We start from the raw sequence: 15,424 nt of genomic DNA on the forward strand, positions 1-15,424 counted from the left end.
TCCTGATCAACCCGTGCAGGTTGATGGTGTTTGTTGGCCCAAGGGAGCGCGCCGATGAATCAGCCGTATCAGGTTCAATACACCTACGGGTTCGCCCGGATGGCGTTGCGGGATCAGGTGGTGTTCAAGTCCATCGTCGGCTTGCTCAGCGGTCGTACGCTGGCGGCCTGGGCCTACGTCGACGGCTCGCCCGACCTGCTGGTCGAAGGATATGAAGGCGAGCCGCGGGTGCAGTTGCGCACGGCAGAGGGCGAGCCTTTCTGGGTGCACTGGCCGCTGCGCGCCAGCGAAGTCTTCGACTGCCTGGAGCGTGCTGCCCGCGCCATTGGCCAGCGGCCAACGGCGCTACCCGGTACGGCGCTGCGCCTGAAGCACTGGCCAGCGGCTTCCCTGCTCAAGGGCGATCATCGCTACGTGCGCCTGGCTACGCTGCTGTGTGCCCGGGCGATGAGCCTCGACGAACTGTGCGAGCGCTCTGGCGTGCAGCGCCAGGTGGCGGAGAGTTTCGTTCACCTGATGGCCGCCCAGGAGCTGCTTGAAGACGCTGAGAGCCTCCCCGTGGCGCCCGTCCGCCAGGTTGCCGCGCCTGTCGGCCTGTTGGCGCGCATCCGCCGCCACCTGGGCCTGGGCGGTGCTGCGGAGGCTGGCCGATGAGGGAGTACAAGATTCTCTTTACCGGCACCATGGGCGCTGGCAAGACCACTGCCATCGCCGCGATCAGTGATATCGAGCCGGTCAGTACCGATGTGCAGAACAACGACCCGAGCGTGGACAAGGCGCGCACCACCGTCGGCCTGGATTACGGCGAAGTGCTGCTCGGCCCCGACGAGCGCTTGCGTCTGTATGGCACCCCCGGCCAGGAGCGGTTCGCCTTCATGTGGGGAATCCTCGCGCGCGGTGCGCTGGGGCTGGTGATCCTGATCGACAATTCGCGGCCCGATCCGCTGGGCGACCTGCGCGTCTATCTCGACGGCTTCGCCGACTGCATTGCCCAGGCGCCCTGCGTCGTGGGGGTTGGCCGTCTGCCGGAGAATTCCCATCCCGGCCTGGACGATTACGCCGCCGCCCTGGCGCAAGCCGGGTACGCCTTTCCGGTGGTGGAGGTGGATGTTCGCGAAGCGGAGCAGGTGCGCCTGCTGCTCGACCTGCTCCTGCTGCAACTGGAATGCACGGCGGCCTGAGGTCCGAGGTTCGCAACCGACTGGAGTCGACCATGGAACACGCCCTGATGAGCCTGCCGGAAAGACTGCGCAACGATGCCGAACAGGCGCTGGACGAGCTCGGCGCCAGCCTGGGCAGGCTGAGCGCAGCGGTGATCGCCACCACCGACGGCTTCGAAGTGGCTTCCCGCGCTGGCAAGGGGCTGGAGGTATCCAAGCTGGCGGCGATGGCCTGCTCGATCTCGGCGCTCGGCGCCATGGTCGGCCAGGAAAGTGAGGTCGGGCCGCACCAGAACGTGATAGTCGAGGCCAGCGAGGGCTACATCGTCATCGTCGATATCCCGCATCCAAGCTATCCGATGATCCTCAACCTGGTCGCCGATCGCGAGGAAATGCTCGGGCAGGTGCTCTACCAGGCCAAGAGGGCGGCAACCCGACTGGCGGATATCTCGCTGCTCGGCTGAGACATAAGGCTTCGTGGCGCGCGCGGCTACGAGGCCCTTACAACAGGACGCGCACTCGAGGAGTAATCGCTATGGCAGCACTGCAACAATCGCTGGACGAACTGCTGAACCTGGATGGTGCCCTGGCGTCGGCCGTGGTGGATGCCAAGAGCGGCATGCTGCTCGGGCAGGCCGGTGGTGGCGTGGACCTGGAACTGGCGGCGGCGGGCAATACCGAGGTGGTTCGTGCCAAGCTCAAGACCATGAAATCCCTGGCGCTCAACGATGTGATCGAGGACATCCTCATCACCCTCGGCCGCCAGTACCACATCATCCGCCCGATGACCAAGCACGAGGGCGTATTCATGTACTACGTGCTGGACAAGGTCAAAGCCAACCTGGCGCTGGCCCGACGCAAGTTGCAGGAGGTGGAGGGGCAGATGGCGATCTGAAGCCTGCGTCAGCGGTGGGCGGACGGGGAGGTCCGCCCACCATCGTCGAGCTCGGCTGGCCCCTCGCGGGCCAGCTGCGTTTCAGCCCAGCAGCAATTCGGCCAGGCGCGCGGCGTGCCCGCGCAACTCCGGCACGGCGGTCGCTTCCCAGTGGCTGGCGCGCAGCATCGGGCTGAGCAGGTAGAGGTTCGGATTGGCCGCGCCGTTCTCGTCAAGCAGGCGGAAGCCGCTGTCGGTTTCCAGCCCCAACCCTTGCCGGTCCTGGCGGATCACGCCGCGATCCAGCAAGCCGCTGAGCAGCGGCTCGTTCACGGTACGCAGGTTGGTGCAGGGGCCGGTGCAGTTGATCAGGTAATCGAAGCGCTGTCGTTGCGATTGCTTCGCGCCGCGATGGCGGACTTCCAGTTCGATGCCACTTGCTGATGCGCTGGCGGCAAGCACCCGGCCAGCCTGTACCTGCAGCTGAGCGCTGCCACGCAGGTCATCGATGCGCTTGGCCACTGGCGGCGCGGCACGGTGGCGATGGACGTCCCAGTAGGTTTGCAGATGGCGCAGGAAGCGACTGCGTTCGTTGTCGTCCAGTGCCTGCCAGAGTTGTGGTGTGGCGGGGCGCAGCGCGGCGATCACGTCACGCCAGTCGTGTCCGTCCGCCGCGGCCTGGCGGATCAGGCGGCGCAGCTCGCGCAGCCGCTGGTTCAGCCCCATGTCCCGGAGGAAGGCTGCCGGCAGCTCCGGCAGCAGGGGATGGCTGGCGTTGTCGCGATGCGCCTGTGGCAGGAGGGCGCGGCGTGACAGCGCGAGCAGCGGGCCGGCGTGCCCCTGGTCCTGCAGCGCGAGAGCCATGTCGTACATGGTCAGGCCGGTGCCCAGCAGCAGGACGGAGGCAGCAGCAGGAATGCTTTCCAGCGCACCCGGCGCCCAGGGGTCGCGGAGATAGCGCGGTGACCCTTCCAGGGGCTTGAGCGGGCCGGGGGTGGCGGGGGCGAAGTTGCCGGTGGCGATGATGACCTTGCGGCTATCCAGCGGCTGGCCGTCATCGAGCAGCAGGCGCAGGTGATCGCACTGATCGGTCAGCTCCAGCACTTGCTGGCAGAGACTGCTGAAACGCACGCCAGGCGAAGCTTCGGCGATGGCGTGGCCGAGACGGTCCTGCAGGTAGTCGCCGTAGAAACGGCGCGGCAGGAAGTCGCCGGGCTTCGCCTCGGGCATCTGTTTGCGCGCGAATTCGAGGAAGTCCGACGGCTGGTCGGGGAACAGGCTCATGCGCTCGGCCGGCACATTGAGGATGTGGCTGGCAGAGCGGGTGCCGTAGGCCAGGCCGCGAGCCAGGCGGCCGGAGCGGTTGATCAGACTGAGTCGTAGCGGCCCTTTTGCCGTGCGCAGCAACTGGATGGCCAGTGCCGTGCCGCAGAATCCGCTACCGATGATGGCGATGTGTTCCATGCAACCCGCTCCTTGTTTCGAACCGGGGCAGGGTCGCAGAGCAGAGGCTTGCTGGCAATCGTGGCAATCAGATGCAGGGGCGCGAGGCGCCGAGGCCCGCTATGGGTGATCGAAGGGCAGCGCCAGGGTGTCGACGAGCGCATCCACTGGCATTGAAACCACGGTAACGATCGGGCAGACGATACTCATCCAGCAGAACAGCGTGACCGGAGCGTACCCCGTGCTGACGTTGCCGGTGAGCAGCTTGGCGTCGGCCTGCAGGCCCTTGTAGTAGGTGTCGTGCGTCCAGTGGTTATTGTCGACGCGGGTAATCACGGTGCCACAGCCGGAGATTGCGCTGGCGATGAGCAGGCTTATCAGGAAATTGCGCATGGGAAATTTCGACGGTGAGGGCGTGCGTCGAAAGATGCCGCTGAAGCAGCCGAGGTTGTATCAGACGATTCGGAAAGGGCGGCCAGAATAGCCGCCCTTGCGTGCCACTTATTCGAACAGGCCGTGCCAGCAGTCGCTCAGCTCGCCCAGCTCGAAGGATTTCACCCAGGACTGCTTTTCCAGCCACAGACGGGTGGTTTCGCGGTCGGCTTCGGTCAGGCTGCCGACGTCGTTCAGGCACAGGTAGCCGGTGAACTCGCCGTCTTCGGTGGCGCCGCCGACGAAGACCCAGCCTTCGGCTTCGACAAAGGCGATCCACTGGTCGAGCACGTCATCCAGGTCGCCGCTGTAGTTCACTTCGAGGCTGAAGCCGAACTCCTGGAACTCGCCCAGGCGCAGCTTCTTCAGCAGGCGGCGTTTGCGCGGTTTGGCCATTTGTTCGGGGGTGAGGTATTTCATCTGTGATTCTCTCTTCAGCGGAAGCCTGGCGGGTGGCCGGCTTCGATCCGTTGTGCCCTGGGGGTGCCCAGGATGGCGGGATTATCCCGCATCTGCGCAGGATATGCAGCGAAGCTTTTCCCAGGCCGCGGACCTGCCTGACGAAACCGCCGCGCCGGGTAGGCCCGGCTGCGGCGTGGGGCGTCAGATCAGTTGTCGTAGCCCAGGTTCGGCGACAGCCAGCGCTCGCTGGTGCCGATCTCCTGGTCCTTGCGCGCGCTGTAGCGTTCGATCTGGTCCTTGTCGAGCTTGCCGACGGCGAAGTACTGCGCCTGCGGGTGGGCGAAGTACCAGCCGCTGACGGCGGCGGCGGGGAACATCGCGTAGTGCTCGGTCAGGGTCACGCCAGACAGGCCCTGCGGATCGAGCAGCTGGAACAGCGTGCCCTTCTCGGTGTGGTCCGGGCAGGCCGGGTAGCCGGGCGCCGGGCGGATGCCGACGTACTGCTCCTTGATCAGCGCCTCGTTGTCCAGGTGCTCCTCGGGCTGGTAACCCCAGTATTCCTTGCGCACGCGCTCGTGCAGCCACTCGGCGCAGGCTTCGGCGAGGCGGTCGGCCAGCGCCTTGACCATGATCGCGCTGTAGTCGTCGCCCTTGGCCTCGTAGGCCTTGGCCACTTCCTCGGCACCGATGCCGGCGGTGGTGATGAAGCCACCGACGTAGTCCTTCACGCCGCTGTCCTTGGGCGCGACGAAGTCGGCCAGGCTGAAGTTCGGCTTGCCGTCGGGCTTGATGGTCTGCTGGCGCAGGTGGTGCAGGGTGGCCAGCTTGTGGCCGTCGTCGCCATAGACTTCCAGGTCGTCGTGGTGCACCTGGTTGGCCGGCCAGAAGCCGAAGACGGCCTTGGCGCGAATGAGCTTCTCGTCGATCAGCTTCTTCAGCATCGCCTGGGCGTCGTTGAACAGGCTGGTCGCCGCTTCGCCCACGACTTCGTCGGTGAGGATGCGCGGGTACTTGCCGGCCAGGTCCCAGGAGATGAAGAAGGGCGTCCAGTCGATATATTCGGCCAGTACGTTGAGGTCGATGTCATCCAGCACCTTGACGCCGGTGAAGCTCGGCACCGGTGGCTGGTAGCCGGCCCAGTCGAACTTCGGCTTGGCGGCGATCGCCTGTTCGTAGCTCAGGCGCTCGGTGCGTGCGCTGCGGTTGGCGGTGCGCTCGCGGACTTCCGCGTACTCTTCGCGCAGTTTGCGCGCGTACTCGGGCTTCATTTCCTTGGACAGCAGGGTGGTCGCCACGCCCACCGCGCGGGAGGCGTCGGTGACGTAGACCACCGCGTCGTTGCTGTACTGCGGGTCGATCTTCACCGCGGTGTGCGCCTTGGAGGTGGTGGCGCCGCCGATCAGCAGCGGCAGGCTGAAGTTCTGCCGCTGCATTTCCTTGGCCACGTGGACCATCTCGTCCAGCGACGGGGTGATCAGGCCGGACAGGCCGATGATGTCGCACTTCTGCTCGCGGGCGGTCTGCAGGATCTTCTCTGCCGGGACCATCACGCCCAGGTCGACGATGTCGTAGCCGTTGCAGCCCAGCACCACGCCGACGATGTTCTTGCCGATGTCGTGGACGTCACCCTTCACCGTGGCCATGAGGATCTTGCCCTTGGCCTCGGGCTTGTCGCCTTTTTCTGCCTCGATGAAGGGAATCAGGTGCGCCACGGCCTGCTTCATCACGCGGGCGGATTTCACCACCTGCGGGAGGAACATCTTGCCGGCGCCGAACAGATCGCCGACCACGTTCATGCCGGACATCAGCGGGCCTTCGATGACCTCGATGGGGCGCGCGCACTTCTGCCGGCATTCCTCGGTGTCTTCGACGATGAAGGTGGTGATGCCCTTGACCAGCGCATGCTCCAGGCGCTTCTCGACGCTGTGGCTGCGCCATTCCTCGTTCTCGACTTCCTTGACCGCGCCGCCGCCCTTGTAGTTGTCGGCGATGGCCAGCAGCGCCTCGGTGGCGTCCGAGCTGCGGTTGAGCACCACGTCCTCGACCTTGTCGCGCAGTTCCTTGGGGATCTCGTCGTAGATCTCCAGCTGGCCGGCGTTGACGATGCCCATCGTCAGGCCGTTCTGGATCGCGTAGTAGAGGAACACCGAGTGGATCGCCTCGCGCACCGGGTTGTTGCCACGGAACGAGAACGACACGTTGGACACCCCGCCCGACGTCAGCGCGTAGGGCAGGTTGTCGCGGATGTAGGCGCAGGCCTCGATGAAGTCGACCGCGTAGTTGTTGTGCTCCTCGATGCCGGTGGCGACCGCGAAGATGTTCGGGTCGAAGATGATGTCTTCCGGTGGGAAGCCCACTTCGTTGACCAGGATGTCGTAGGAGCGCCGGCAGATTTCTTCCTTGCGCGCCTGGGTATCGGCCTGGCCGGCTTCGTCGAAGGCCATCACCACCACGGCGGCGCCGTAACGCTTGCACAGGCGGGCGTGGTGCTTGAACTGCTCGACGCCTTCCTTCATGGAGATGGAGTTGACGATGCCCTTGCCCTGGATGCACTTCAGGCCGGCTTCGATCACCTCCCACTTGGAGGAGTCGATCATGATCGGCACGCGGGAGATGTCCGGCTCGGAAGCGATCAGGTTGAGGAACCGCACCATGGCTGCCTGTGAATCCAGCATGCCTTCGTCCATGTTGATGTCGATCACCTGGGCGCCGGCTTCCACTTGCTGCTGCGCCACTTCCAGCGCTTCGGCGTAGTTCTCCTCGCGGATCAGCCGGGCGAACTTGGCCGAGCCGGTGATGTTGGTGCGCTCGCCGACGTTCACGAACAGCGAGTTGCGGTCGATGGTGAAGGGCTCCAGGCCGGACAGGCGGCAGGCCTTGGGAATCTCCGGGATGGCGCGCGGGGCGTACTTGGCCACGGCCTTGGCGATGGCCTCGATGTGGCCCGGCGTGGTGCCGCAGCAACCACCGATGATGTTGAGGAAGCCGGAGGCGGCGAACTCTTCCACGACCACCGCCATTTCCGCCGGGGTCTCGTCGTATTCGCCGAAGGCGTTGGGCAGGCCGGCGTTGGGGTGGGCAGAGACGTGGGTATCCGCCTTGGTTGCCAGCTCTTCCAGGTAGGGGCGCAGCTCTTTCGCACCGAGGGCGCAGTTCAGGCCGACGGAGATCGGGTTGGCGTGGCGCACCGAGTTCCAGAAGGCCTCGGTGGTCTGGCCGGACAGGGTGCGGCCGGAGGCGTCGGTAATGGTGCCGGAGATCATGATCGGCAGCTCGACGCCCAGCTCTTCGTAGACGCCCTGCACGGCGAAGATCGCGGCCTTGGCGTTGAGGGTGTCGAAGATGGTCTCGATCAGGATCAGGTCGGCGCCGCCCTCGATCAGGCCGCGGGTGGATTCGCTGTAGTTCTCCACCAGCTCGTCGAAGGTGACGTTGCGGAAGCCAGGGTCGTTGACGTCCGGGGAGATCGAGCAGGTGCGGCTGGTCGGGCCGAGGACGCCGGCGACGAAACGCGGGCGGTCCGGGGTCTCGGCGGTCTTGGCGTCGGCCACTTCACGGGCCAGGCGCGCGCCCTCGACGTTCATCTCGTAGGCCAGCTCCTGCATGTCGTAGTCGGCCTGCGACACGCGGGTGGCGTTGAAGGTGTTGGTCTCGAGGATGTCGGCGCCTGCGTCCAGGTAGGCCTTCTCGATGGCCTGGATCACGTCCGGGCGGCTGAGCAGCAGCAGGTCGTTGTTGCCCTTCACGTCGCTCGGCCAGTCGGCGAAGCGCGCGCCACGGTAGTCCTCTTCCTGCAGCTTGTAGCTCTGGATCATGGTGCCCATGCCGCCGTCGAGGATCAGGATGCGCTCCTTGAGGGCTTGCTGGAGGGCTTGCAGGCGTGCGGCACGGTCGATCATTGGAATACCTGGGGGAAAAGGGCGTGGCGAAAGGTCGCTGATGATAGCAAAGCTGCACAGCTTTCCGGTGGTTCGCGGTTTTCCATGAATTCTGCTCATGTTGTCGGGGCGCCTGACTTGACGTCGTGTCAACCGCGCCCCGACCGCACCTGACAAGTCCGGAACTGCCTGACACCGGCCTTGCTGGGAGAATTCAAGGCACTGAGTGGCAAGGATGAGGAAGTTTCGCGTCGCTGGCTGCTCGCCCAAGGATTCCGCACGCAAGGAGAGACTGATGTCGCAGAACGCCAACACCCTGATGCTGTTCTTCAAGGAGCAGGGCCCGCACGAGTTGTGCGTGCTGTCGCTGGTCAACCTGATGCGTGGCGACCAGGAGAAGTCGCTCGTCTATCAGCAGCGCCTGGGCGTCGACCTGTCGGGGATCTGGCAGGACGAGTGGTTCAACCAGCAATTCAGCGCACAGCCCGAGTACATCCGCCTGGATTTCGATACGTCGGTGCGCGCCAACCTGCCGCTGGTACTGCTCGAGAGCCTGTTCGAGCGTGGCCTGCGCGCGGCGGTGATCGAGGTATTCCACGACCAGGTCGGCGAAACCCAGCGCCATCACTTCCTTGACGGCAAGCTGGTCAATCGCTCCGACCTGTACCACCGCGAACCCTTCATCGAGCCCATTGTCGTCGCTCAACTGGACGCGCGTCACGAGGACGGGGAGGAAGACACCAGCGTCTGTGTGACGCGTCCGGTGCCGCTGCGCAAGCTGATCGAAGAAGAGCGCGAGCACGAGGAAAAAGCCAAGGCACTGGTGGAGGGTATCGCCGAGATCGCCAAGGTGGCGCGGCAGACCGGTGTCGGCCCCGGCGGCGTGATCAAGACCGGGCTGGTGCTCTGGCAGATGGCCAAGGGCCTGCTGCATGCGGTGATCTTCACCGTGCTGGCCCTGGTGTTCTTCAAGGGGTTCTGGATGTGGTTGGGCCTGGGGGTGTTGCTCGCCATCGTCCTGCCGCTGCTCTATGGCTGGGTCGAGTACAGCGACCTCAGCGAAAAGCGTGAGGAGCCCGAGGCCATCGATGGCGCGGACTGATGCGCCAGCTTCCGGCCTGTCGGTCCGCTACCGCGAAATGCGAAATCCGTCGCAGTCAAAAGCGAAACGCTGTCGCACCCATCTAGGCGCAAAACCTTGCCATGCGTATGCTGGCGCGCGGCGACAGGTAGTGGCTATCTGCCTGCTCGCTGTCGGCAGGGCTTCATGATCGCCTGCCGGATCATGAAGCCGGCAGCATCGCAAGACCGGCAGGGATGGAGCGTGCGGCGCAGCTGGCCGCCCCACGCAAGCTACGGATTGGCGATTTTGGACACGGATGCTTTCTCGCAACTGTTGACGCTCTACATGCGGCGTATCCGCGCCAGTGCCTCGGGCGTGGCGACGGAAATCGGCCTGAGCCGCGAAGCCGTGAACAACTGGCGCAATGGCCTGTCGCTACCCAATCCCAAATCCCGCGACAAGCTCATCGCCTGCGCCCGCTACCTGCGCCTCACCGAGCTGGAAACCAATCGGCTGTTCAGCGCCGCGGGGTTCGAGCAGGAGTTTCCGCTGCAGACCGAAACCGCCGGCAGCGTGCCTTTCGCTCCCTATATCGAGTCGCTGTTCGACCAGTTGCGCAGGCTCACGCCGTATCCCATCGTCCTGCTGCTGTCCCAGGCGCACTGGGGCCAGCCGCCGTTCCGCCAGGAGCTGCTGGGCCGCGCCCGCGCGCTTTACGGCGAGCAGTCGGTGCTGCACATCCAGCCGCCTTACAGTGCCAGCACCGCCAGCGGCGACTATTTTGCCGCTATCGGCCGCCAGTGCGGTTTTGCCGACGTTACCTCGGATTATGAGTTCGAAGCCGCGCTGGAGCGTCGCCTGCTGGCCGGTGAGCGGCTGTTCTGCCTGGTCAGCCGCTTCGAGCAGGGCACCCCGCAGTTGCGCGAGATGCTTGCCGGTATCCTGCGCAGCCTCAGCGAGATGCACAGCGGTCGCCTGCACCTGCTGCTGTGCGGCGGCGAAGGGCTGGCCGACCTGAAGTACCGCAGCGGCGACCTGTCGCTGCTGAACATCGCCCAGGTCAGCCATTGGTCGGAGCTGACCCTCGCCGACCTCGGCCTGCTGGCCCAGCGTCGCTGGCCTGAGCGGCGTTTCGACCAGGCCATGCTGGGTGAGTTGCTGGAAAGCTGCGGCGGCCACCCGGCGCTGGCGGAAGAAGGGCTGGAGTGGCTGGTGCAGCATGACGGCCTCAGCAGCGAATCGCGCCGCGCGCTGCATGAGCTGTTGTCACGCAGCGCACGCCTCTGGCAAGCCTTCCTGCCGCTGGCGGAAACCGACAGTTCACGCGAACGCCTGCGTCAGCGCCTGGAGGCGGCTGACCTGGGGCGCGCCAGCCCGTACTTGGCCGATGGCGAGCTGCGCCGGCTGTTCTGGAACAACCTGATCACCGTGCGTGGCCAGGGCGACTCGGCCAGGCTGGTCTGGCGCTGTGAGGTCATTCGCCAGACTGGTCGGCAGGTGCTGGACGCATGCGTCGAGGCCTGAACCGGCAGCGTGGTGCGCTCAGCTACAAGCGCCTGCTGATAGTTGCGCTGATCACGTTCCTGCTGGGCAGTGCCGTGCTGGTGCCGCGCCTCAATCCGTTCTCCCGCGATGCTGCGCTGGCGGCGGAGGCAACCTACGATCTGTGGTCCGAACTGCTGAACTGGCGCACGGCGCTGCTCAAGGCTCAGTTGAGCGGCGCCGGCTGGCCGGCGGACATCCAGGCACATGCCCCGGTGAACCGCGACCCGCTGCTCAAGGTCGTGTCGCCCCAGCCCTACCGGCTGATCGCAACCGTGGTCGATCGCGCCGAACTGGGCAGCCTCGCCGGGCGGCAGGTGATCATCGACCTGCGGCCGCGCAGCAACGACTGGACCTGCAGCGCCGGCAATCCACCGCTGGACGAACGATTCCTGCCACCGGGCTGCAGCACCGGCTATCGCGGGGAGCCGGCTGATGATGACAGCCCGTTGGTGACTTCCCTGCGCGCCATCGTGACCGGATGCGCACTGTTGTTCCTCTGTTTCGGCCTGATGCAGTTGCTCCGCCACCCGTTGCTGGCGCCGATCCAGCTAAGTCCTGCACGCCTGCTGAACACGCCCTTGCAGGACCTGCCGCGAGTGGACCGCCTGCTCCGCCTGCTCGGGCGCCGGGAGGCGACCTTGCGCGCCGCCGGAGTCACGCAGACGCGCTGGCAACAGGCATTGGCCTGCGCCCGTGGCGACGGCTCCGAGCGCATCCGGGCGCTTGCGCTGAGGCTCGGTGCCGCGTGCCAGCCCAGCGGCGGCTGGGTGCTGCCCGGCGTGTTGTGCGAATGGAAGCTGAATGCGGACGTGCCGATTTCCCTCGATCGCTGCCTGGTCTACCTGCCAGCGCCGGAGCTTGATGCGGAGCAGGTCGTGCAGCACCTGCGGGCCTTGCAGCTGGGGCTGGATGTCATGCTGGTACTGACCACCGATGACCAGGAGGAGCTGCAGGCCTACTGCGGCGAGCACAGCAACCTGTTCGTCGCCATCGGCAGCCGCCAGCAAAGCGAATGGCTGCTCGCTCGCAATGCCGGCGAGGTGCTGCTGCGCCTGCTGGCGGCGCAGTTGCGCCTGACCCGGATATCTCCCTACCAGACACGCGGCGGCGTGGTGCGTGCCGGTTCTTTCTTCGGCCGTGACCAACTGCTCGCGCGGGTGCTCAACCGCGAGCCGGCCAACTACCTGGTGGTTGGTGGTCGGCAACTGGGCAAGAGCAGCCTGTTGAAGGCTGTGCAGCGGCGCCTCGAGGACCACCCGCAGTTGAGCTGTCACTACATCTCGCTGCGCGATCACCGGCTCGCCCCGCGCCTGGCGCTGCAGTTCGGCCTGCCCGCGGAAAGCCCGCTGGAGTCGGTCATCCAGCACATCGCTACGCACCAAGCGGGCAAGCGCCTGTTCCTGCTGATCGACGAGGCCGACCTGTTCTTCCGCGACGAAGCCGCCCACGGCTACCCGCAGCTTTCGACTCTGCGCGCGCTGAGCGAGGAGGGTCGGTGCTGGTTCATGCTGGCCGGTTTCTGGGACCTCTATGCCACCGCCGTGCTGGACTACCAGTCGCCACTGCGCAACTTCGGCGAGGTGCTGACCATCGGCGCGCTGGAGCGCCAGGCCTGCCGCGAACTGGCCAGCGTGCCGCTGGCGCGCCTGCGCCTGGGTTTTGCCAGCGATACCCTGCTGGATGACCTGGTGGATGCCAGCGGGCAGCGCGCCAACCTGGTCGCGATCCTCTGCCAGGAATGCCTGGAAGCCTTGCCCCCTGGCGTGCGGGTGATCGAGCGCCAGCAGCTCGGCGCCGCCCTGGCCTCCCAGGCAGTGCAGGACGCGCTCGCCGGCTGGGGCCGCCTGAGCCAGGACGAGGCGGCCTGCCGCCTGGACCGCATCCTCGTCTATCACACCGCGCAGCACGGCAGCACTAGCCTCGCGGGGCTGATCGCAGTGGTCGGAGCGTCCATCGATGCCGTGGCGCTCAAGGAGTCCCTGGCACGCCTGCAACTGGCTTTCGTCCTCAAGCGCAACGGCGAAGGCTACGAGTTTGCCGTGCCGTTGTTCGCCGGCCAGTTCGAGGCGGGCGAGCTGCCCTTGCTGGTGCGCCACGAGCTGGCCGCGCTACGCAACGAGGCGGGCTAGCCGAAAGGCGCGCTGTCGGCAGGCCCATGAGTTGGTAGACTTCCGCTGTTAATGGTCAAGGAACGTCTCCATGCTCCCCCGGATCCTCGTGCTGCTGGCCCTGCTCATGGCCAGCCTGGGCCTGCGTGCCGAATCGATGTCCTATACCCGCGATATCCAGCCGATCTTCACCGAGAAATGCGTGGCCTGCCACGCCTGCTACGACTCGCCGTGCCAGCTCAACCTGACGGCCGCCGAAGGCGCCCAGCGCGGGGCGAACAAGCTGCCGGTCTACGACGGTGCGCGCACGAAGGCGCAAGATCCGACCCGGTTGTTCCTCGACGCCAACGGCGCGGACGCCTGGCGGCGCAAGGATTTCTGGTCGGTGCTTGACGGCCGTGGCAGCCAGGCGGCGCTGATGGCGCGGATGATCGACCTGGGCCACGAGCACCCGCTGGTGCCCAATGCAAAGATTCCCGACGGACTGGATCTGTCGATCAACCGCACCAACCAGTGCCCGACGCCGCAGAGCATCGATGATTTCGTGGCCAAGAACCCACGTAGCGGCATGCCGTTCGCCGTCACCGGCCTGACCGACAAGCAGCTGAAGACCATCAGGACCTGGCTGGCCCAGGGCGCTCCAGTGGATGAGAAGGCCTGGCAGCCGGGCAGCGGCGAGGCCTCGCAGATTGCCGACTGGGAAAGCTTCCTCAACCAGCCCGGCGCCCGCCAGAGCCTGGTGTCGCGCTGGATCTACGAGCACCTGTTCCTCGCCCACCTGTACTTCACCGAGCGCGGCGAGCCGGGGCACTTCTTCCAGCTGGTGCGTTCGCGTACGCCCAGCGGCCAGCCCATCGACCCCATCGCCACGCGGCGTCCCAACGACGATCCGGGCAATACCTTCTACTACCGCCTGTGGCCTATCCAGGGGGTGATCGTGCACAAGACGCACATCACCTATCCGCTCAACGAGGCCCGCCTCAAGCGCAACCAGGAGCTGTTCTACGGCACCGCCTGGAATACCGACAAGGTGCCGGGTTACGGCCTGCAGCACCGCGCCAACCCCTTCGTGACCTTCGAGGCGATCCCAGCGCGGGCGCGTTACCAGTTCATGCTGGATAACGCCGAGTACTTTGTCCGTACCTTCATCCGTGGGCCGGTGTGCCGCGGGCAGATCGCCACCGATGTGATCCGCGACAACTTCTGGGCGGTGTTCCAGGACCCGGACCACGACCTCTATGTCACCGATCCGAAATTCCAGCGTCAGGCCTCGCCGCTGCTGGCGCTGCCGGGGCAGATCGACGACGTGGGGGCGATGCTGTCGCAATGGCGTTCCTACCGCGACAAGCGCAATAAATACGAAGAGCTGCGCCAGGACGTCTATGACGAGGCGCCCGCACCGACCTGGGCGGACATCTGGGCTGGCAACGACAACGCCGTGCTGAGCATCTTCCGCCAGTACGACAGCGCCTCGGTGCGCAAGGGCCTGATCGGCGGCGTGCCGCAGACTATCTGGTGGATGGACTACCCGCTGCTGGAGCGCACCTACTACGGGCTGGTGGTGAACTTCGACGTATTCGGCAACGTTGCCCACCAGGCGCAGACGCGGCTGTACTTCGACCTGATCCGCAACGGCGCCGAGCAGAACTTCCTGCGCCTGATGCCCGTCGGCGCGCGCAAGAAGCTGCTCGACGACTGGTACCAGAGCAGCGGCAAGCTGAAGATGTGGGCCGACTACTACAACTCCGACAGCGACGCGCCGACCGGCCTGTTCCTGCCGGAGAAGGGCGCCAAGCTGGCCTTCGCCAAACAGTTGCTCAAGCACTACGTGGCGCTCAACGCGCGGCCCGACCCGATCAACCTGTGCGAAAACGGCGCCTGCTACCGCAACACCGTGGCCGCGCCGCTGCAGGACGCCGAGCAGGCCTTCAGCCGCCTGGTCAGCCGCCCGGCCGCCGGCCTGCCGGTGATCGACCAGTTCCCCGAGGCGACCATGCTGCGGGTGGAACTGCCGGACGGCCAGCGCGAGATCTACACCGTGCTGCGCAACCGCGCGCACAGCAACGTCGCCTTCATGACGGGCGAGTCGCTGCGCTACCAGCCGGGCCTGGATACCCTGACCATCTACCCGGGTGTGCTGTCGAGCTATCCGAACTTCCTGTTCAACCTGAAGGCCGGAGAAGTGGGCGATTTCGTCAGGGCGTTGGAACAGGTGAAGAGCGCGTTGGACTTCGAGAAGGTCGCCGACCGCTGGGGCGTTCGCCGCAGCAACCCGCAGTTCTGGTTCTACTTCCACGACCTGGATGCCTACCTGCGCGAAACCGAGCCGGTGGAGGCGGGCGTGCTGGACATGAATCGCTACGAGAACCTGTAAACCAGGTCGCGGACCGGGCCTGAACCTGCAGGAGCGAGCAAGCTCGCTCCTGCAGGAAAGTGCTTAGCCTACCTGCGAATTATTCCTACTAAATCAGTAGGGCTTTATCCGTTCCCCCCGTTTGGCGTAAACTGGCGCCACGTTT

Annotated in this window: 12 protein-coding genes; 8 read left to right on the plus strand and 4 right to left on the minus strand. The window is 65.8% G+C overall.

Features of this window, described 5'->3' with window-relative positions; translation table 11 throughout:
- Positions 1-54 precede the first annotated feature (54 nt).
- From N5C91_RS13780 to N5C91_RS13795, 4 genes are all read left to right on the plus strand, one after another.
- Positions 55-654, plus strand: a complete 600-nt coding sequence (locus N5C91_RS13780) for a hypothetical protein (RefSeq protein ID WP_279830125.1) — start codon at positions 55-57, stop codon at positions 652-654.
- Entirely contained in the window at positions 651-1,181 is a 531-nt protein-coding gene (locus N5C91_RS13785; protein WP_236199767.1) for a GTP-binding protein, read from the plus strand. The genes N5C91_RS13780 and N5C91_RS13785 overlap by 4 nt, the downstream gene beginning before the upstream one ends.
- A 32-nt stretch (positions 1,182-1,213) precedes the next feature.
- Positions 1,214-1,624: a hypothetical protein gene (locus tag N5C91_RS13790; RefSeq protein WP_236175507.1), complete on the plus strand. Its 411-nt coding sequence runs from the start codon at positions 1,214-1,216 to the stop codon at positions 1,622-1,624.
- A 71-nt stretch (positions 1,625-1,695) separates the two neighbouring features.
- Entirely contained in the window at positions 1,696-2,055 is a 360-nt protein-coding gene (locus tag N5C91_RS13795; RefSeq protein WP_236175506.1) for a hypothetical protein, read from the plus strand.
- 81 nt (positions 2,056-2,136) lie between these two features.
- On the opposite strand, the gene N5C91_RS13800 is transcribed toward N5C91_RS13795, so the two are convergent.
- From N5C91_RS13800 to metH, 4 genes are all read right to left on the minus strand, one after another.
- The gene (locus N5C91_RS13800) at positions 2,137-3,498 is read right to left on the minus strand and encodes an FAD/NAD(P)-binding protein (protein WP_279830126.1); all 1,362 of its coding nucleotides are present in this window, start codon (positions 3,496-3,498) and stop codon (positions 2,137-2,139) included.
- Positions 3,499-3,597: 99 nt separating this feature from the next.
- On the minus strand, positions 3,598-3,870 hold the full coding sequence (locus N5C91_RS13805; protein WP_236199769.1) for a YceK/YidQ family lipoprotein: 273 nt from the start codon (positions 3,868-3,870) through the stop codon (positions 3,598-3,600).
- 108 nt (positions 3,871-3,978) lie between these two features.
- Positions 3,979-4,329, minus strand: a complete 351-nt coding sequence (locus tag N5C91_RS13810) for a 50S ribosome-binding protein YggL (protein ID WP_236175503.1) — start codon at positions 4,327-4,329, stop codon at positions 3,979-3,981.
- 188 nt (positions 4,330-4,517) lie between these two features.
- Positions 4,518-8,210: a methionine synthase gene (metH, locus tag N5C91_RS13815; RefSeq protein ID WP_279830127.1), complete on the minus strand. Its 3,693-nt coding sequence runs from the start codon at positions 8,208-8,210 to the stop codon at positions 4,518-4,520.
- A gap of 274 nt (positions 8,211-8,484) precedes the next feature.
- Here metH and N5C91_RS13820 point away from each other — a divergent pair, with 274 nt between their 5' ends.
- From N5C91_RS13820 to N5C91_RS13835, 4 genes are all read left to right on the plus strand, one after another.
- Positions 8,485-9,291 carry a hypothetical protein gene (locus tag N5C91_RS13820; protein ID WP_279830128.1) on the plus strand — a complete coding sequence of 269 codons (807 nt, stop codon included), beginning with the start codon at positions 8,485-8,487 and terminating at the stop codon, positions 9,289-9,291.
- 267 nt (positions 9,292-9,558) lie between these two features.
- On the plus strand, positions 9,559-10,776 hold the full coding sequence (locus N5C91_RS13825) for a hypothetical protein (RefSeq protein ID WP_279830129.1): 1,218 nt from the start codon (positions 9,559-9,561) through the stop codon (positions 10,774-10,776).
- On the plus strand, positions 10,761-12,926 hold the full coding sequence (locus tag N5C91_RS13830) for an AAA family ATPase (RefSeq protein WP_279830130.1): 2,166 nt from the start codon (positions 10,761-10,763) through the stop codon (positions 12,924-12,926). Before N5C91_RS13825 ends, N5C91_RS13830 begins: the two co-directional genes overlap by 16 nt.
- Positions 12,927-12,996: 70 nt before the next feature.
- A complete protein-coding gene (locus N5C91_RS13835) occupies positions 12,997-15,279 on the plus strand; it encodes a fatty acid cis/trans isomerase (RefSeq protein ID WP_279830131.1) in 2,283 nt (760 codons plus the stop codon).
- Positions 15,280-15,424: the final 145 nt, after the last annotated feature.

This window comes from Pseudomonas sp. GD03903 (assembly GCF_029840045.1).
GTDB classification, from domain to species: domain Bacteria; phylum Pseudomonadota; class Gammaproteobacteria; order Pseudomonadales; family Pseudomonadaceae; genus Pseudomonas; species Pseudomonas pseudonitroreducens.